19 protein-coding genes are annotated in these 17,900 nt (G+C 63.3%); 3 read left to right on the forward strand and 16 right to left on the reverse strand.

The annotated features are described in order from the left end of the window. The 16 genes from O2807_02465 to O2807_02540 all read right to left on the reverse strand — a co-directional run. A partial coding sequence (locus O2807_02465; protein ID MDA0999369.1) for an RNA 2',3'-cyclic phosphodiesterase occupies positions 1–250 on the reverse strand: 250 nt, incomplete at its 3' end. Positions 251–256: 6 nt separating this feature from the next. Further along, positions 257–730, reverse strand: a complete 474-nt coding sequence (locus O2807_02470; GenBank protein ID MDA0999370.1) for a CinA family protein — start codon at positions 728–730, stop codon at positions 257–259. A 20-nt stretch (positions 731–750) separates the two neighbouring features. Continuing rightward, a complete protein-coding gene (locus O2807_02475; GenBank protein ID MDA0999371.1) occupies positions 751–1,230 on the reverse strand; it encodes a phosphatidylglycerophosphatase A in 480 nt (159 codons plus the stop codon). After that, complete coding sequence (locus O2807_02480) at positions 1,227–2,399, reverse strand: 1-deoxy-D-xylulose-5-phosphate reductoisomerase (protein MDA0999372.1); 1,173 nt, start codon at positions 2,397–2,399, stop codon at positions 1,227–1,229. The genes O2807_02475 and O2807_02480 overlap by 4 nt, the downstream gene beginning before the upstream one ends. Positions 2,400–2,421: 22 nt before the next feature. Continuing rightward, complete coding sequence (locus O2807_02485) at positions 2,422–3,228, reverse strand: phosphatidate cytidylyltransferase (GenBank protein ID MDA0999373.1); 807 nt, start codon at positions 3,226–3,228, stop codon at positions 2,422–2,424. A gap of 4 nt (positions 3,229–3,232) precedes the next feature. Continuing rightward, complete coding sequence (locus tag O2807_02490) at positions 3,233–3,991, reverse strand: isoprenyl transferase (protein MDA0999374.1); 759 nt, start codon at positions 3,989–3,991, stop codon at positions 3,233–3,235. A 23-nt stretch (positions 3,992–4,014) separates the two neighbouring features. Beyond that, positions 4,015–4,569, reverse strand: coding sequence for a ribosome recycling factor (gene frr, locus O2807_02495; GenBank protein ID MDA0999375.1), 555 nt, complete (start codon positions 4,567–4,569; stop codon positions 4,015–4,017). A gap of 55 nt (positions 4,570–4,624) precedes the next feature. After that, the gene (gene pyrH / locus O2807_02500; protein MDA0999376.1) at positions 4,625–5,350 is read right to left on the reverse strand and encodes a UMP kinase; all 726 of its coding nucleotides are present in this window, start codon (positions 5,348–5,350) and stop codon (positions 4,625–4,627) included. A 33-nt stretch (positions 5,351–5,383) separates the two neighbouring features. Continuing rightward, a complete protein-coding gene (tsf, locus tag O2807_02505) occupies positions 5,384–6,253 on the reverse strand; it encodes a translation elongation factor Ts (GenBank protein MDA0999377.1) in 870 nt (289 codons plus the stop codon). An 18-nt stretch (positions 6,254–6,271) separates the two neighbouring features. After that, complete coding sequence (gene rpsB, locus O2807_02510; protein ID MDA0999378.1) at positions 6,272–7,099, reverse strand: 30S ribosomal protein S2; 828 nt, start codon at positions 7,097–7,099, stop codon at positions 6,272–6,274. Between the two features lie 229 nt (positions 7,100–7,328). Further along, positions 7,329–8,543 carry a bifunctional glutamate N-acetyltransferase/amino-acid acetyltransferase ArgJ gene (gene argJ / locus O2807_02515; protein MDA0999379.1) on the reverse strand — a complete coding sequence of 405 codons (1,215 nt, stop codon included), beginning with the start codon at positions 8,541–8,543 and terminating at the stop codon, positions 7,329–7,331. Beyond that, positions 8,540–9,577 carry an N-acetyl-gamma-glutamyl-phosphate reductase gene (gene argC / locus O2807_02520; GenBank protein MDA0999380.1) on the reverse strand — a complete coding sequence of 346 codons (1,038 nt, stop codon included), beginning with the start codon at positions 9,575–9,577 and terminating at the stop codon, positions 8,540–8,542. The genes argJ and argC overlap by 4 nt, the downstream gene beginning before the upstream one ends. A 56-nt stretch (positions 9,578–9,633) precedes the next feature. Next, the gene (gene rpsI, locus O2807_02525; GenBank protein MDA0999381.1) at positions 9,634–10,029 is read right to left on the reverse strand and encodes a 30S ribosomal protein S9; all 396 of its coding nucleotides are present in this window, start codon (positions 10,027–10,029) and stop codon (positions 9,634–9,636) included. Between the two features lie 22 nt (positions 10,030–10,051). Then, the gene (gene rplM / locus O2807_02530) at positions 10,052–10,501 is read right to left on the reverse strand and encodes a 50S ribosomal protein L13 (protein ID MDA0999382.1); all 450 of its coding nucleotides are present in this window, start codon (positions 10,499–10,501) and stop codon (positions 10,052–10,054) included. Positions 10,502–10,665: 164 nt separating this feature from the next. Next, entirely contained in the window at positions 10,666–11,964 is a 1,299-nt protein-coding gene (locus O2807_02535; protein ID MDA0999383.1) for a nucleotide sugar dehydrogenase, read from the reverse strand. Positions 11,965–12,070: 106 nt separating this feature from the next. Then, positions 12,071–12,307 (reverse strand): hypothetical protein, encoded by a 237-nt coding sequence (locus tag O2807_02540; GenBank protein MDA0999384.1) that lies wholly within the window; start codon positions 12,305–12,307, stop codon positions 12,071–12,073. A 605-nt stretch (positions 12,308–12,912) separates the two neighbouring features. Between O2807_02540 and O2807_02545 the strand changes: the two genes are divergently transcribed. The 3 genes from O2807_02545 to O2807_02555 form a co-directional block, all read left to right on the forward strand. Continuing rightward, entirely contained in the window at positions 12,913–15,258 is a 2,346-nt protein-coding gene (locus O2807_02545; GenBank protein MDA0999385.1) for an FG-GAP-like repeat-containing protein, read from the forward strand. An 11-nt stretch (positions 15,259–15,269) separates the two neighbouring features. After that, a complete protein-coding gene (locus O2807_02550) occupies positions 15,270–17,219 on the forward strand; it encodes an AAA family ATPase (GenBank protein ID MDA0999386.1) in 1,950 nt (649 codons plus the stop codon). Between the two features lie 11 nt (positions 17,220–17,230). Then, a partial coding sequence (locus tag O2807_02555) for a hypothetical protein (protein ID MDA0999387.1) occupies positions 17,231–17,900 on the forward strand: 670 nt, incomplete at its 3' end.

A 17,900-nucleotide genomic window follows, 5' to 3' on the forward strand; every position in this document is an offset into this window, starting at 1 on the left:
GAAAAACGCCGAATCTCTCCAGGGGAAGCTCGAGCGCCCGGGCGCCCGAGGCCGCGGCCCGGAGCGCCGCCTCGACATCGGGGATGCGCTTCTCCTCCACCTCACCGAGGAAGCGGAGGGTGAGGTGCAGGTTCTGGACGGGAATCCACCGGAAGTCATCGAGGGCCGGAAGTCCGGCGAGATGGGCCTGGAGTTCGGCGAGCGCGGACTGCACTTCGCCGGGGACAGGAACAGCCACAAAGACGCGCAAGGCAAGCTACCCTTCTTCGCGGATCAAGCGGCAGGCCAGCCGGAGCGCTGCCTCCGCCGTCTTGGCCTTGATCTCCTCGCGGCCGCCATCAAACTGGTGCCTCTCCACCCAGGTGCCCGCGGGCACGGAAACGGCCATGAATACCGTTCCTACGGGCTTATCGGGGGTGCCGCCCGTCGGGCCGGCGATGCCGGTGGTGGCGACGCCAACCTCGGCGCCGGCGGCCGCCCGCGCTCCTTCGGCCATGGCGCGCGCGCAGGGCTCGCTCACCGCCCCCTCGGTATCGAGGATGGCGCGGCTGACGCCGAGATACTTTTCTTTCGCTTCGTTGCTGTAGGTGGCAAGGCCCAGGAGGAAGTAGGCCGAGCTTCCCGCCACGTTCGTGATGCGGTGGCCGATGAGGCCGCCCGTGCAGCTCTCGGCGGTCACGACGCGCCAGTTTCGCTCCAGAAGCAGATCGCCCAGCGTTTTTTCAGGCATATCTCCCACTTCCGCTCCCCCTAAAGCCATCCCATCGCGCGGGCCGCCGCGAGGAGGACCCACCCGCCGGCTCCCGCCAGCAGATCGTCCGCAACGATGCCCCAGCCGCCGGGGAGTTTTTCCGCCCGCCGGAAGGGCTTGATGATGTCCAGCGCACGGAAGAGAAAAAAACCCGCCAGCAGGTGCGCGGGGGCCGGGGCGGCCCCCAGCAGGCAGAGCATCTGCCCCGCCACCTCATCGGCCACAACCACCTGCGGGTCTTTTCTCCCCAGCATCCGCTCGGCGACCCCGCCCGACCAGACGGCCAGCGCCGCCGCCGCCAAGGTGGCAACAAACGGCCAGACGGGCCCGGCGAAATAGAGCGCGGCATAGAGGAGGACGCCGACCAGCGAGCCCGCCGTCCCCGGCGCAATGGGGATTTTTCCCACCCCGCCGACACTCGCCACCTGGAGGGCGATTTTTTGCGAAAAGCCGGGCGCCGGGGTTCGCCCGCTGCTCATGGGCGGACCCGGACGTGCATCCCCCCCAGACGGCGGGCCGTGAACTCCCGCGCCCAGGCGTCCGCCGCCATGATCTGCGCAAGGTCCATCGCCTCGCTTTTCTGATGCGCTTCAAGCGCCGCGCGGACCGCCGCCGGAATGTCCATGAACCCCGTTCCGTTCTCGAGAAAAGCCGCCACCGCCACCTCGTTCGCGGCGTTCAGGACGGCGGGACAGGTCCCCCCCTCCTGCAGCGCCTCCTTGGCGAGACCCAGGCAGGGGAAACGCTCGTAGTCCGGCTCTTCGAAGGTGAGTTGCCCGGCTTCGGCCAGATTGAGCCGCGGCACCTCGGCGGGAATCCGGTCGGGGTGGTGGAGCGCCTGGGCGATGGGAATGCGCATGTCGGGAACGCTCAACTGGGCGAGAAGGCTGCCGTCCACAAACTCCACCAGGGCGTGAACGATGCTCTGGGGATGAACAACCACATCCACCTGCTCGGGCGGGATGCCGAAGAGCCATCTGGCCTCGACCACCTCGAGCCCCTTGTTCATCAGCGTGGCGGAATCCACCGTGACCTTCGGGCCCATCTCCCAGTTGGGGTGGCACAGCGCCTCCTCCCGGGTGATCTCGGTCATCGTCGCGCTCGCGCGCTCGCGGAAGGGCCCGCCCGAGGCGGTGAGCACAAAGCGGGCGACCTCTGACATCGGGCGATCGCCCAGCGCCTGCGCGACGCCCGCGTGCTCGCTGTCCACCGGCAGCAGGGGGACCCCTTTTGCTTCGGCGGCGGACGTCACCAGCTCGCCCGCCATGACAAGCACTTCCTTGTTGGCAAGCGCGATGACGGCCCCCGCCGCGATCGCGGCCAGGGTCGGCTTGAGGCCGGCGGCCCCCACCAGCGCCGAGACGACGATGTCCGCCCCCTGGCCGGCCGCCACCTCGAAGAGGCCCGCCTCCCCGAAAAGTACCTTCACCCCCGCGGGAACCATCGGGCGAAGGCGCTCGGCATCGATCGGGCTCGCCACCGAAACGACCTCGGGCGAGAAGCGCCGCGCCTGGGCGGCGAGGCGCTCCCAGTTGCGCCCGGCCGCCAGCGCCACCACCTCGAAGCGATCGGGATGGGCCTCGATGACGCGAAGGGCGTTCTCCCCAATGCTGCCGGTGGAACCCAGAATGGAAACCCGCTTTTTCAAAGGGATTCCTCGCTAGAAATGTTCAAAAGGACAATATGGAAACGGAAGATACGTACCACAGCGTGAGATAGTAAAACGGCGGAATGGCGAGGAGCAATCCGTCGATCCGGTCCAGCACCCCGCCGTGGCCCGGAATCAGCGTGCCCGCGTCTTTTTCTCCGGCCGCCCGCTTGAGAAGCGACTCGCACAGATCGCCGGCTTGGGCGAAAACGCCGATGAAGAGCGCCAGAGCGGCCCCCTTCCAGATGAGCGCGGCATCTCCACTCTTCAGCAGGGCGCCCGCAACGGCTCCCGCAAGAAGACCGCCGATGGCGCCTTCCACGGTTTTTCCGGGGCTGATGCGGGGCGCCAGCTTCCGGCGGCCGAACCGCCTTCCGGCGTAGTACGCGGCGATGTCGTTCGCCCACACCACAACGAGGAGAAAGAGAATCATGTCCCGGCCGACGAAGCCCCGGTGCAGTACGGCAAACATGCCGGCGGGCGCGCCTATCCAGAGCGCAGCAGCGAGCGAGACGCCCGCTCCGGCAAGCGCGGTCTTGGGAACATCCGTGAGAAGCGCCCGCCCGAAGATCCGAAGCGCGACGAGGGTGACCACCAGGCCGGGAAGGTAGCCGGCACCTCCCCCGAAGGCCAGTGCGATGAGGAGGGCGTCGAAGCCGCACTCCCATTCGCTGCGGGCCCAGCCGGCGGCACACAGCAGGCGGCCGCACTCGCGCCCCGCCAGCAGGGCGGCAAGCACCGCCATCGCAAAGGTGGCGCGGGGGGGGGCATACCACACCACCACCAGAGTGAGCGCAGCCAGAATGAGACCGCTGAGGACGCGCTGCACCGGCTCAGCCGTCCCGGTGGGCCAGCTGATCTTCGGTAAGTCCGAACTTGCGGACCCGGGCCTGAAAGGCGATAACCGCCTCTTCAAATTCCCGCTCGCCGAAGTCCGGCCAGTAGAGATCGGTGAAGTAGAGTTCGGCGTAGGCCGCCTGCCAGAGGAGAAAGTTGGAAAGGCGAAGCTCGCCGCTCGTACGGATGAGCAGGTCGAGTTCGGGGAGGTCCGCCGTGTAGAGGTGCCGGCCGAAATCCTCCTCGCCGATCTCATTGGGGGAGATCTCTCCCGCCTGCACCCTGCGGGCCAGGGCGCGGGCGGCGTCGGTCATCTCCAGGCGCGAGCCGTAGCTCAGCGCCAGGGTCAGCACCATGCCCCCCCGGTCGGCCGTACGCTCCATCGTCCGGTCCACTATCTCGCGGGCGGCGGGCGGCAGATCGTCAAGGTGGCCGATGGCGTTGAAGCGGATATCCTCGCGCAGCATCCGCTGGAGTTCCTTCTCGAGATACTCCGAGAGAATCCCCATCAGGGCGTCCACCTCATCGCGCGGGCGGCTCCAGTTTTCGAGCGAGAAGCTGTAGAGGGTGAGCGCCTCAACCCCCATCCGGCGGGCGTGGGCCACCACCCGATCGACCGCCTTGACCCCCTCGCGGTGGCCGGCGATGCGCGGCAGGAGGCGCCGCTTCGCCCAGCGCCCGTTCCCGTCCATGATGATGGCGACGTGGCGGGGGAGCTGCTTCAAGTCAATGCGGGAGCTGATCTGAGGATCCATTCGGCCCGCTCCTCGACGAGGTACTATACCTCCAGAATCTCTTTTTCCTTGGAGGCAAGCAATTCGTCGATCTGTCCGACGAACTGATCGGTGAGTTTTTGCACCTCAGCCTGGCCTTTCCGGTGATCGTCCTCGGTGATCCCCTTTTCCTTCTCCCGGCTCTTGAGGCTTTCGTTGGCATCTCGCCGGATGTTCCGGAGCGCCACCTTGTGCTCCTCGGCCATCTTTTTGATTTGCTTGACCATCTCCTTGCGGCGCTCCTCGGTCAGCGGCGGAACGGGAACGCGAACGATCTTCCCGTCGTTCGAGGGGTTCAGGCCCAGCTCCGCCGCCTGGATCGCCTTTTCGATCTCGTTCAGGGCGCTCTGATCGTAGGGCTGGATCACGATGAGCTGCGATTCGGGGACGCTCAGGGTGGCCAGCTGGTTGAGGGGCGTTGGCGTGCCGTAATAATTCACCTTCACGTGGCTGATGAGGGCGGGGGAAGCCCGGCCCGTCCGCACCCGGCTGGCCTCACTCTTGTAAGTCTCCACCGTCGCGGACATCCGCTTCTTCAAATCGGAGATGACATTGTCCATCGGCTCAGATTCCTCCTTCGGGTCTGATGTGATTCTTCGAAGGCTTTGCGTCCGGCTATTTTTTCGCGGACACCAACGTGCCGACTTTCTCCCCGGTCACCACGCGGCGGATGTTGCCGCGCTTGCGGAGGTTGAAAACCACGATGGGCAGATCGTTGTCCATGCACAAGCTGACGGCCGTTGAGTCCATCACCTGGAGGTTCCGGTTCAGCACCTCGATATAGGTCAGCGCGGGGAGAAATTCCGCGTTTTTGTCCTTGAGCGGGTCGGAGGTGTAGACGCCGTCCACGTTGGTCGCCTTGAAGATGCACTCGGCGTTGACCTCGATCGCCCGGAGGCTGGCGGCCGTATCGGTGGTGAAGTAGGGATTGCCGGTGCCGGCGGCGAAGATGACGATCCGGCCTTTTTCCAGGTGGCGCATCGCCCGGCGGCGGATGTAGGGTTCGCAGAGCTCGGCCATCTGGATGGCGCTCAGGACGCGCGTGCCAAGGCCGATCTTCTCCAGGGCGTGCTGGAGGGCGAGGGCGTTGATGACGGTGGCGAGCATCCCCATGTAGTCGGCGTGGGTCCGCTCCATGCCGGCCTCGGCGGCCGGCCCGCCGCGGAAGATGTTGCCCCCGCCGACTACGATGGCCACCTCGACCCCCATCTGGTGAATTTCGGAAATTTCGAGGGCAATCGCGTCCACCACGGCATGATCGATGCCGAAGCTCAAATCACCGCCGAGAGCCTCTCCGGAAAGTTTCAGAAGTATCCGGCGGTATTTCAGGTTATCGCTCAAGTGTGACTCCCGCGCGAAACGGGCGGTAGTACCCTATCCCGCCGTTTCCTGCTCCATCCCCTCGCCCAACTCAAAGCGGACAAAACGCGTTACAGCAAGCTCCCCGCCAATCTCTTTCCCCTTGGCGGCGAGAACGGCCCCCACCGTCTGGTCCGGGTCCTTCACGAAGGGCTGATCAAGAAGGCAGATTTCCTGCAGGTATTTTTTCAGGCGGCCCTCGACGATCTTGGCAAGGATCTCCTGGGGCTTGCCGGTATCCTTCTGCTGGGCGAGGAGAATCTCGCGCTCGCTTTCGAGGACCGCGCCCGGGACGCCGCCCTCGTCAATGAAGGAGGGCCGGCTGGCCGCGATGTGCATCGCCATGTCTCTGCCCACCGCTTCGAGGGCCAGGCCATCGCCTTCGCCCTTCAGCTCGACGAGTACGCCGATCCGCCCGCCCGGATGGATATAGGAGACGATCTTCCCCTTCACTCCCTTGTCAAGCGCAAAACGTGCGGCGCGGCCGAACAAGACGTTTTCGCCCAGCTTCGCAATCGCGGCCGTGATGGCCGTCTGGACGGGGCCGCCCTCGGCGCAGACATTTTCGGGGCCGTTTTCCATGACCTGCCCCGCCACGAGGGAGACCAGCGCCTGAAAATCATCGGTGCGCGCGACGAAATCTGTCTCGCAATTGACCTCGACGAGCACACCGCTCTTCCCGTCGTCCGCCACCAGCGCGCTGACCTGGCCATCGCTCGCCTCTCGGCCCGCCTTCTTCGCCGCCTTCAGGAGACCACTCTCCCGAAGGTAGCGGATGGCCTCTTCCACATCTCCGTTCTTTTCGCGGAGCGCTTCCTTGCAGTCCATGATGCCGGCGCCGGTCCGGCCGCGGAGCTCTTTCACCATCTGTGCCGTGACTTCCATTCTCTGTGCTTCTCCCTGTCAATCTTTCGAAGAGAGTCCGGGATTGCCATTGGAATCGCCACTTTTCTGTTCAGGGGCCTCCTGCGCGGCCGCCATGATCTCCTCGGCGATCGAATCGCCCGTCGCCGCGATCGCCTCGCGGTCTTCCTGGCCGATCTCCTTCCGCAGCGTCTGGCCCTCCTCGATGGTATTGGCGACGCTGGAGGTGAAAAGGCGGATCGAGCGAAGCGCATCGTCATTCCCCGGAAGGACGTAATCGACGCCCTCGGGGCTGGAGTTCGTATCGACCAGCCCCAGAACCGGGATATGAAGCTTCTGCGCCTCGCGGACGGCGATGTTTTCGAAGCCGGCGTCGACTACGAAAATGGCCTTGGGCAGCCCCTTCATGTCCTTGATGCCGCCGAGGAACTTGTCGAGGCGCTGGCGATCTTTCTCACGCCGGACGGCCTCCTTCTTCGCCAGCAGATCGAAGGTGCCGTCCGTTTTCATGGACTCGAGATCGACGAGACGGGCGACGGAGTTCTTGATCGTGACGTAGTTGGTCAGGGTGCCGCCGAGCCAGCGCGTGATGACATAGGGCATCCCAACGCGCTGGGCTTCTTCGCGGACGATCACCTGGGCCTGAGGCTTCGTTCCCACGAAGAGGACCTGGCCGCCCTTGAGAGAGACGTCCTTCACAAAATCCAAGGCCTTTTGGAACAGCACCACCGTCTTTTGCAGATCGATGATGTAGATCCCGTTGCGCGCCCCGAAGATATAGGGGCGCATCCGAGGGTTCCAACGCTTGGTCTGGTGCCCGAAATGGGCGCCAGCTTCCAAAAGTTCACGCAGCGTAACAGGATTCAAGGGAAGGTCTCCTCTGGCCGCCTTTGCGCAGGCCGACCGCTAAAACCCTCTGGCGGAGAAGGGCCGATTTTGATGCAAAAGTTGCTGAATTTAAACCTTTTGTGTGATCTCCCGGCACTGGGATCGGAAGCCGCCAACACACAGCGAGAGGGAATGTCTCACAAGGAGGGGGCCGATTCAACCCTTTCCCCCCCTCAAAACCCCAAAAATCAAGGAAAAGGAAGAAGCCTCAGGTCCGGTACTCGGCGTTTATCCGCACATAGTCGTAGCTGAGATCAGTCGTCCAAACTGCGGCCTCGGCCGAGCCCACCCCCAGATTGAGGGCAATCTCGTACTCGGGCTGCTTCATCACCTCGCCCAGCTTTTCCTCCCAGCCAGCGACCGGGGCACCCTCCCACATGACGTCCACACCCCCGATGCGGAGCGCCATCTTCTCCGGCCGGATTTTGGCCCCGCTCCGGCCCGCGGCGGCGAAGAGCCGCCCCCAGTTGGGGAGCTCGCCGTGAATCGCCGTCTTGACGAGAAGGCTCTCCGACACGGGCCGCGCCGCGAGACGCGCGTCCTCCACCGAAGCCGCGCCGCCGATCTTCACCCGGACGACCTTCGTCACCCCCTCGCCGTCGCGGACGATCGCCAGGGCCAGCTCGAGGCATACCTCGCGCAGGGCGGCGGCGAACCGCTCGCACGCCCCCGGAGAATCGATCGCGGCGCCCGAGACACCCGTCGCCGCGATGAGAACCGTATCGTTCGTCGAGGTATCGCCGTCGATCGTGATGCAGTTGAAGGTCTGCTCGCAGGCCTCCCGCAGCATTTCCTGAAGCGTCGTGGAAGACACCGCCGCATCCGTCGTGAGGTAGGCGAGCATGGTCGCCAGATTGGGCGCGATCATGCCGGCCCCCTTCGACATCCCGCCGAGGCGGACGGTTCCGCCCGGAAGGTCGATCTCGACGGCGCACTCCTTGGGCCGGGTGTCGGTCGTCATGATGGCCTTGGCCGCGGCAGCGCCCTGATCGGCTCCCAGGCCGTTCACCAAGGGGCCGAGGGCCGCCTCCATGATCTCGACCGGCAGCTGCGCGCCGATCAGCCCCGTCGAGGACATCACCACCTCGGCCTCGCTGCAGCCGAGGCGCTCGGCCAGCGCCGCGCAAAGGTGCCGGGCGTTACTCATCCCCTGCTCGCCCGTGCAGGCGTTCGCATTGCCGCTGTTGACGAGCACTGCCCGGAGCGGCGCCTTGCCCACCCGCTCGCGGCAAAGGACAACGGGCGCAGCCACCACGAGGTTCTGTGTGAAAACGCCCGCCGCCTGCGCCGGCGGATCGAAAACGAGAAGCATCATGTCGGGCCGGCCAGAGGCCTTGATGCCGGCCGTCACCGCCGCGGCACGCACGCCGCCAGCGGCGCACACCCCGCCTGGAATTTTCCGGATGAAAGAATTTTCGCTCATAGCCAAAACCCCGGATGAAGAAGACCCTGGGACTCGGTCAGGCCCAGCATCAGATTCATGTTCTGCACAGCGGCGCCCGAGGCGCCCTTCACCAGATTGTCGATGGCGGTCACAACGATGAAGCGGCCCACCCGCTCATCGAAGGTCAGCCCCACGTCCACGAAGTTACTCCCCGACACCTGGCTCACGTTCGGGAAGGCGCCCTCGGGCATCAGGCGGATGAAGGGCTCCCCGTCATAGGCGTCCCGCAGGGCCGCCCGCGCCCTTTCCGTGCTGGCCCCCGGTGTCCCGGCCGCGTAGATGGTTGAGAGAATCCCCCGCGTGATCGGGACCAGATGGGGCGTGAACGAGACGCGCACCTCCGCCCCCGCGGCGAGGGAGAGTTCCTGCTCGATCTCGGGGGTATGGCGGTGGTTGCCCACCCCGTAGGCCTTGAAGCGCTCGTTCACCTCGGAGAACTGAAGGTCGAGATCGGCCTTTCGGCCCGCTCCCGAGACGCCCGACTTGGCGTCAATGACGATGGAGTTTCCTTCGATCAGGCCCGCCCGCAGCAGCGGCGAGAGCGCCAGGATGGCCCCGGTCGGATAGCAGCCGGGGTTCGCCACCAGCCTCGCTTTCTTGATGGCATCCCGGTAGAGCTCGGGAATGCCGTAGACCGCCTCGGGGATGAGGTCTGTCGAAACGTGCTCGGTCTTGTACCAGGCCTCGTAGACCTTCGGGTCGCGCAGCCGGTAGTCGGCCGAAAAGTCCACGATCCGGGCGCCCGTTTCGAGCAGGGCGGGGATCGAATTCATCGCCACGCGGTGCGGCAGGCAGGCGAAGATCAGATCGAATCCCTTGAAGTCCGCGGGATCGAGCTTCTGGAATTTCTGTGGAAAGTGGGAAACAAGCGAGGGGAAAACCTCGCCCACTTCCTTTCCGGTATATGTCTCGGATGTGAGCGCACCGACCTCGACGCCGCCATGAGATGCCAGCAGACGCAACAACTCAAAGCCGGTGTAGCCGGTGGCGCCCACCACGGCAACACGGTACATCAGAAAAGTCTCCTCCCCGCGAACGTGCGGGGTGCTATGAGGTTTTTCTCAGAAATTTAACGTTTGGAGAACTGGAAGCTCTTGCGGGCGGCGGCGCGGCCGTACTTCTTCCGCTCCTTTACGCGTGAGTCGCGCGTAATCAGGCCCGCTTTCTTGAGGGCAAGACGATAGCTGGGGTCGATTTCGAGCAACGCTTTCGTGATGCCGTGCCGAACGGCGCCGGCCTGGCCAGAAAGTCCGCCACCCTTCACGGTGGCGCGCACGTCGAATCGACCCCAGGTCCCCGTCAGTTCAAAGGGCTGTTTCAAGAGCATGAGGGCGGTGTCACGGAGGAAGTACTCCTCGGCGAGAGTGCTGTTGACGAGCATCCGCCCGTCTCCAGGGTGGAGCCACACCCGCGCTATCGAGGTCTTTCTTTTTCCGGTCGCATAAAACTTTACCGCTGTCGCCATTGATTCTTTTTCCCCGTGTCCGCTAAGCTTTATCGAAAGTGATGGTCTCTGGATTCTGCGCCGCGTGGGGATGCTTGTCCCCCGCATAGATTTTCAGCTTCAGCAACATGGCGCGGCCCAGCTTGTTCTTGGGCATCATGCCGCGTACCGCTAATTTAAGCACACGTTCGGGATGGGTCTCGAGCAACCGCCGCGCACTGGTTTCCTTCAGGTGGCCCGGATAGCCCGAATGCCGATAGTACATCTTCTGGTCGAGCTTCTGACCGGTGAACACGACCTTCTCCGCATTGATCAAAACAACGCAATCGCCCCCATCCACGTGGGGCGTCCAGTCGGGGCGGTGCTTCCCCCGTAGCAGGGTCGCCACCCGGGTGGCGAGGCGGCCGAGCGTCTGGCCCGCCGCATCTATCAGCACCCACCTGCGGTTCTGGGAGACGATTTCTTTCTTCTGAAAAACAGTCCGCTGATACATACCTGATTTTTCCTTTAATGCCGGGTTCTCTGAAGCCGGCCGCCCCCCGGAAGGTCCGGTCGAAAGGCCGCTATGCTAACCCCAAAAGGAGCGCTCCTGTCAACACGGGCCGGGGAAAATTCGCGATCTTTCGGGCGGCGCGCCCGGGGCCCGGGGGCAAACCCCTAAAGCTTGCAAATTCTGTTGTTTGGCTGGAATGCCGCGAACGCATTGCGGGTGTCCACGATGCGGTCGCTCCGCTCGAGGATGAATTTCAGATCCAGCCCCTTGTGATTCGCGAGCAAAATGGCGCAATCGGCCTGCTCGAGCTCCTCGGCCCCGAGCGGGCGGGAGATGAACTCCCGGCCATCGAATTCGAACCGAACGGCATAGGGATCGTGGTAGCTGACCTCCGCCCCCAGATTTTCCAGTAGAGACCACACGTCCAGCGCCGGGCTCTCTCGGATGTCGTTCACATCGGCCTTGTAGGTAACGCCGATGAGAAGAATCTTCGACCCGCGCAGCGCCTTCCCCCGATCGTTGAGCGCCTTCATCGTCAAATCAACCACGAACTGGGGCATGGCCATATTCACCTGACCGGCCAGCTCGATAAAGCGCGCCTCGAAACCGAGCTGGCGCGCCTTCCAGGACAGATAGATCGGATCGACCGGGATGCAGTGACCGCCCAGGCCGGGCCCCGGATAAAAAGGCATGAAGCCGAACGGCTTGGTCTTGGCCGCATCCACCACTTCCCAGATGTCCACCCCCATCACGTGGCACAGCTTGGCCATTTCGTTCACGAGTCCGATGTTGACGCTGCGAAAAGTGTTCTCGAGCAGCTTCACCATCTCGGCCACCTTCGGCGAGCTGACCCGCACCACGTTGTCGATGCAACCCGCGTAGAGGGCCGAGGCCATCTCGGTGCACGCTTCAGTGACGCCGCCCACGATCTTGGGAATGTTCCGCGTGTTGTAATTCGGGTTTCCCGGATCCACCCGCTCGGGCGAGTAGGCGAGATAAAAATCCTCCCCGACCCGGCGGCCCTCTCTCGAGAGGACGGGCAGCAGGGCTTCCTCGGTGGTGCCGGGATACGTCGTGCTCTCAAGGATATACAGCTGGCCGGGACAGTTGGCCGCCTTGATGGCCTGAAGCGCGGATTGGACATAGGAAAGATCGGGGTCGCCCGTCTTTCCGAGCGGCGTGGGCACGCAGATGTTCACGGTCTGCACCTGCGAAATAACCGCCGCGTCCGATGTCACCTCGAAGCGGCCCGTCGCGAGCGCCTCCCCGATTTCGGCGTCCAAGATGTCCGTGATGTAGGACTTCCCCGCCTTCAAACTCTCGACCTTCGCGGGGTCGGCGTCCAGGCCCACCACGCGGTAGCCGGCGCGGACGAACTCCAGCGCAAGGGGGAGGCCGACGTAGCCCAGCCCCATGATGCACGCGCGCACCTTGCGGCTGCGGATGTCTTCCAAAAGTGACATGCCCACTTCCTTTTCCTTTTCACCTTGAAACTGTTGGCACAAGATCGACGATAAGAGAGTACCCGATGAGGAGGGAAAACAAAATCCAGAACTCGGGAGGCAAGATTTATTTGGCGCCGAATTCGCGCTTGATCATGTCGGTGAATTCCCGGTTCAACTCTTTCTCTCGCCTGGAGGACAAGTAGGGGTCGGTCGAACCGAAGAGAAAAAAGCTGGCGACCGATGCCATATCCGCTTTCATGAAAATCTGGAAGGCCAAAGCGGCCACAAGGCACGCCCCCGTGATGATGGCTATGACTTTCCACTGGCTCCGCCGCTTGACGGCCGGGAGCTTGGGTTTCAAATAATCGCTGTGGTGCGGATTCTGGCCCCGACTTCCCTCACCGGAGGAGCGGCGACGGCGACGGCGCCCCTCTCCGGCCCGGGCGGGTTCCTTTCCGGCAAGTGAAATTTGCGCTTTGTCCGGCTTATCCATCGCGCAGCCCCCCGAAAGTCAGAAGCGTGGGCGATTCTCCCCGGGGCAAACCGGACAATGGCCGATTGTGAATTTCGCCCACAAAAACAAACAATTAAGAGGAAACAAGCGGCGCCCTACCGGGGATTCGTACCGGGCACCCGCCTGAGCACAGTGTAATTCTCTCCGATTAAACAGGCAAGAGAAAGGGGGGCGGGGGTTATTTTAAATTGTAACTCTTTCAAGAACAACAAGATATGTTTTGAGGAGCCCATCCCAGCCCCGTCCCCTGCAATCCCTCCGTAGCGGAGGGGAGCCCGGCGCCTCGGGACCATTTTTCCTCTCCTGTCCGACCTCCGCCCAAGAAAAGTGAATAGTCAATCATCTTCATTGAAATCAATTGATTAAACCTAGAGAACTCTTGGAAAATAGAAGGTCACAGGTTTTAACAACTGGAAGTAATGAAAGATATACCGCCCGATGAGGTTTGAATTTTGAATCGCTCCATCCTTCCCGCCGCGCTCCTGGCGGGCGTTCTTCTTGCGGGGCCCGTTGGTTGCACGAAATTCCAGAACGATCAGCAGGCCGCAAGAGAGTCCGCTGTCACTTCTCCCCGGCCGAACGTCACCGCGGACGGAGCCATCATCACCTCGGCGAAAAACGCGTCCGCGGAGGGTCTCACCCCCAAGGGCCCTCTCCAGCAAGGCCACTTCCGCGGCCTCGCCGTGGGCGATTTGGACGGGGACGGTGCGATGGAAATCGTTGCGGGGAACTTCCTGAACGGAACGATTCATGTCTGGTACGGGCAGAAAACCGGCGAATGGCCACGGCCCACCGTTCTGAACGCCGGCGGTAATCCGCGCGCCATCCGTATCGTGGACGTGGACGGGGACTCTCGGCCCGACATCGTCGCGGCCGTCTCCGGCAAAAACAGCGGCATTTTTATCTGGACCAACGTTGACGGCAAGCGCTTCCAGCGGCGGAAAGGGCCCGGACAGGGCGAGGATTTCTACGACCTGCACGTGGGCGATCTGAACTACGACGGCCGCGCCGATCTCATCGCCGTCAAGGCAGACGCCGGGCGAAAGGACAACATCAGGCTCTGGCTGAACGTCGGCCCCCATCAATGGAAGGCCGGCCCGGCCCCGGCGGCGGCGTATGCCCTCACCGGGGTAAGCATCGCCGACCTCAACCAGGATGGTCTCTTCGACATCCTGGCGGCGGCCCGGAACCCTGGCGGCGGCCTCATCGCCTGGCTCGGGAAAGGCAGTAAAGGCCAATTAAACTGGGGAAATCCCAACGTTATCGCCAAGGGGGACTTCTGGAGTGTCTCCGCTGTCGATCTCAACGGCGACGGCATCCTCGACCTTCTCTCTACCGGTCGGGACACCGGCATCCCCATCTGGCAAGGTCTCGGCAAGGGACGCCTCAACCGCATGGCGAGCCCCATCACCTCGGGCAGCTTCTGGCAAGCCGTTCCCCTCGATCGGAATAATGATGGTTTGATCGATATCGTCGGCAGCGCGATGGACGGCAAGGGCCTCCAGCTGTGGAATCAGGATTCGCGTCTCGGGTGGGTGGCCCAGCGCCTCGTTCTTCCCGCCCAGGGGAACTACCCCAACTTGGTGGTTGCCGATCTCGACGGCGACGGCCGCCCCGATCTGGGCGCCGCCAGTCACGGCAAGGGGGTTCCTCTCTGGCCGGGCTTCGCCCGAACGGCGAAAGTCACGCCGGAGAAGGACCGCACGGGGAAGCCCAAAATCCTGAACCTTCCGCTCATCCCCGGAACCCGCCTCAGCAGCCCCGAGGCGGAGGCGGCCTCCAAACCGGCCGTCCAGGGCCCGCTCGGCGCAAATCCGAAAACCCGGCAACTCGGCGAGTACGTCATCGGAGAAGGTGATGTCCTCTCCATCCTCATCTGGCAGGGAATCCAGGCCGAAACCCGGCAGGTACAGGTGAGCGAGCGCGGCCTGGTGAGCTTCGGATACGTGGATAACATCCAGGCGGCCGGCCTGACCGTCAAGGAACTTGACGATATCCTCACCCAGAAGCTGGCGAAGTTCATCAAAAGCCCCCGCATCGATATCAACATCGTCAAATTCGGCAGCAAGATCATCCGGGTGATGGGCTCGGTCGTCCGGCCGCAAACCTACAACATCGACAAAGCCGTGACCGTCCTCGACGCCATCCTCCTGGCGGGCGGGCACATTGCCGCGCGGACAAAGGGCGATCTCTCGCGCGTCCGGGTCCAGAGCGATGGCAACACCCGCACCATCAACCTGCTCCGGTACATATCGGGCAACGGGAGCCAGTCGGACAACCCCTTCCTCGGCCCAGGCGATCTGGTCTTCGTCCCTGAGTCGAGCGACGAACTCGAGGAGGCCGATCGGATCTTCATCTTCGGAGAGTCCCGCCGGCCGGGCGTCTATCCCTTCTCCTTCAACATGCGCGTGCTCGACGCCGTGGCCCGCTCGGGCGGATTCACCGAGTGGGGTCTGAAGGAAGAGATCCGGATTATTCGCGGAGACCCCGAACGGCCCGAGGTCATCCAGGCAGACCTCAAGGCCATGCTTGAGCGGGGCGACCGGCGCGGGAACCATCTGCTCAAGCCGAACGATGTGGTCTTCATCCCCCGGAGCTTCATCGGCGACCTGAGCGAATTCGTGAAACAAGTCTCCCCGATACTCGATTTCTTGTTCTATCCGGCCCGTTTCCGGGAAGCTTACTCGATCAACTCAAACTTATTGAAATTCGACGTTGGCGGGCCGAGCCGCAGAAGGGCCGAGAGAGATTCCGAGGGCACTTTCGTTTCCGGCGCGACGAACATCACTCTCAACTAGGGCAGCCACCAATGGGCCAGTACGACATCAATTTGCGCGATTACTGGCGGATCATCCGCAAGCGCAAAACGATCATCATCTTCACGACAATCCTGCTGGCCATCTTCAGCTTCATCTTCGCCAAGCTGAACGAGCCGGCCCCCATCTATTCGTCCTCGAGCGCCATCCGCATCGATCGAAACACGGCGGTCGCCAGCGTGATCGGCGACAGCAGCGGCCTCGGCGGCCAGTTCCAGGAAATGTCGACCCAGACGGCGGTCATCCGCAGCTACCCCGTCATGGAAAGAGTGGCCAAGGAACTCGGCCTTATCGACAAGTCGCTCTCCTCGGAGGAGATCGCCAAAAACAGCCGGCTTGTCTCGGTGGTCAACAGCCTCTCCGATCAGACGGAATCCGAACAAATCGGTGACACGAACCTGATCCGCATCAAGGTCACCTCAACTGACCCCGATCAGGCCGCCCGGATGGCCAACACCATCGCCGCGATCTTCCGCCTCTTCAACTACGAAACGCGCAACGAGGCAACTCTCAAACAGTCCCAGTTCATCAATGGCCAATTGGAGGCAAGCGAACGGGCGCTCAAGGAGGCCGAGCAAAACATCAAGAAGTACAAAGAAGAGAAAAGCGTGCTTTCCGTCTCCATCGAGGCGACCGTGACCTCCCGCGCCCTCGAAGTCGAAAGCGCCCGGGTCGGCGAACTCGAGAAGTTGCTGGAAAAGCTCCGGGACGCCATCCAGCAGGTGCGTTTCATCGGCGAATTCCAGGAGGGAAAAACGAAGCGCGTCCCGGTGGACGACATCGAATCCGGCCTCGGGCCGCTCAACAAACAGCTCGTCGAGCTACAGGTGCAGCGCGACACCCTGCTCGATAACTTCACGGTCGAACACCCCTCGGTCCGCACCATCATTGTCCAGATCAAGAACGTGGTCCGCGAGATGCTGCTCACCCTCGAGGGCCGCGAGCGCTCCCTCGCCGGCGAGCTTGAGTACAGAAAACGCGAGCTCAAGAAAATAACGGACCGGAACAACGAGATCCCGAACATCGCGCTTGAACTCCAGCGGCTCGAGCGCAAACTGGCGACCAACATGGAAGTGCACAATCTTCTTCGTCAGAAGGCCGAGGAAGTGAAGATCAAGCTCGCCGGCACCCAGCACCTCGTCCACATCGTCAAGCCGGCGTTCCGCCCCGCGTTCCGGGACAACCCGCCCCAGGTCGGGGTCAACACGTTCGTCGGCGCCCTGCTCGGCCTCATCGTCGGCGCGGTCTTCGCCCTCGTCCTCGAAACGATGGACACCTCCATCGGCGCCATCGAGGATGTGGAAAGCTACCTCGAGATTCCCGTCCTCGGCGTCATCCCCGTGGTGGACGCGGAAGAACTCGAGCAGGAGTATCTCGAAGCGAACCCCGACAAGGTGGGGCGCTTCACCTCCGACATGTTCGGCCGCCTGGTGACACACTTCGTCCCCCGCTCGCCCATCGCGGAGGCCTACCGCTCGTTCAGAACGCAGATGGACTTCCTCGCCCTCGAAAAGGGCGGAAACCTCTTTCTCCTCACAAGCACGACGCCAGGCGAGGGGAAAACCACGACCTCCATCAACTTCGCCATCGCCTACGCCCAGACCAACAAGCGGACGCTTCTCATCGACGCCGACATGCGCAAGCCCACCATCTACCGCGTCTTCGGCATCGACCGCGAGCCCGGCCTGACGGAAGTCCTCCTGGGGAACTACACGGCCGAAGAGTGCATCCGCACCATGACCGACATCATGCTCGGCAAGTTCGACATGGAAGACATCATGATTACGCCGGGCCTGGACAATCTCAGCATCATGACCTGCGGAAGCATCCCTCCGAACCCCTCCGAGCTGCTCGGCTCGCCGCGGATGAACGACTTCCTCGAAGAGGTGCGGGGCGAATACGACGTCGTCATCATCGATACCCCGCCCCCGTCCTTCCGGTGACGGATGCCGCCATGCTCGGGCCGCGGGTGGACGGCGTGGTGCTCGTCTACCGCGTGGGGACCATCGCGCGGGGCGCCCTGAAACGCGCCAAACTCCAGCTCGACAACGTCCGCGCCAACGTGTGGGGCGTGGTACTCAACTCGATGCGCGCCGAGGTCAGCTCCGACGTGGATACGTTCCAGTATCAATCGGGCTACTACTACGCCGGCTACTCCGAGGAGGCCGAGGAATCCCGCCCGGTGGACATGCCCATTTACCAGCGCTGGTACACGCAGGCCAGGGACCTGATCGCCCCCACCTCGGACGATGAAATGATCCGGGAGGAAGCATCGCCCTTCGCGCGCATTCTCGGCGCCGCGCTGATCTTCCTTTCGTTTGCCCTCATCGCCGGCGGCATCTTCTGGCAGCAGGGCGTCAAGCTGCCCCTGTTCGGCTCGCTGAAATTGATGACAGGCCAAATCGGCTACGGGGCGGCGGATAACACCATCCAGCTGGATGCCCTCTGGGAGGGCTTGCGAAAATCCAGGCCCACCAAGCCCCCCGTTCCGCAAACCGTAAAGCCCGCCCCGCCTGGAAGTCCCGAAACGGGGAAGGAAAGCACCCCGCCCGCCTCCGGGGTGAAGACCTCCCCGGTGCCGGGCAAGAAAACCTCCGCCCTTGAACCGGGGGACAAGGGCCTCG

Source organism: bacterium (genome assembly GCA_027622355.1).
In the GTDB taxonomy this organism is placed as follows: domain Bacteria; phylum UBA8248; class UBA8248; order UBA8248; family UBA8248; genus JAQBZT01.

Coding starts and splice junctions, on each gene's coding strand:
- argJ (MDA0999379.1), bottom strand. CDS start 8,543: ATGAGCGAAAATTCTTTCATCCGGAAAATTCCAGGCGGGGTGTGCGCC.
- O2807_02550 (MDA0999386.1), top strand. CDS start 15,270: ATGGGCCAGTACGACATCAATTTGCGCGATTACTGGCGGATCATCCGC.
- O2807_02490 (MDA0999374.1), bottom strand. CDS start 3,991: ATGGATCCTCAGATCAGCTCCCGCATTGACTTGAAGCAGCTCCCCCGC.
- frr (MDA0999375.1), bottom strand. CDS start 4,569: ATGGACAATGTCATCTCCGATTTGAAGAAGCGGATGTCCGCGACGGTG.
- tsf (MDA0999377.1), bottom strand. CDS start 6,253: ATGGAAGTCACGGCACAGATGGTGAAAGAGCTCCGCGGCCGGACCGGC.
- rpsI (MDA0999381.1), bottom strand. CDS start 10,029: ATGGCGACAGCGGTAAAGTTTTATGCGACCGGAAAAAGAAAGACCTCG.
- O2807_02475 (MDA0999371.1), bottom strand. CDS start 1,230: ATGAGCAGCGGGCGAACCCCGGCGCCCGGCTTTTCGCAAAAAATCGCC.
- argC (MDA0999380.1), bottom strand. CDS start 9,577: ATGTACCGTGTTGCCGTGGTGGGCGCCACCGGCTACACCGGCTTTGAG.
- rplM (MDA0999382.1), bottom strand. CDS start 10,501: ATGTATCAGCGGACTGTTTTTCAGAAGAAAGAAATCGTCTCCCAGAAC.
- O2807_02535 (MDA0999383.1), bottom strand. CDS start 11,964: ATGTCACTTTTGGAAGACATCCGCAGCCGCAAGGTGCGCGCGTGCATC.
- O2807_02470 (MDA0999370.1), bottom strand. CDS start 730: ATGCCTGAAAAAACGCTGGGCGATCTGCTTCTGGAGCGAAACTGGCGC.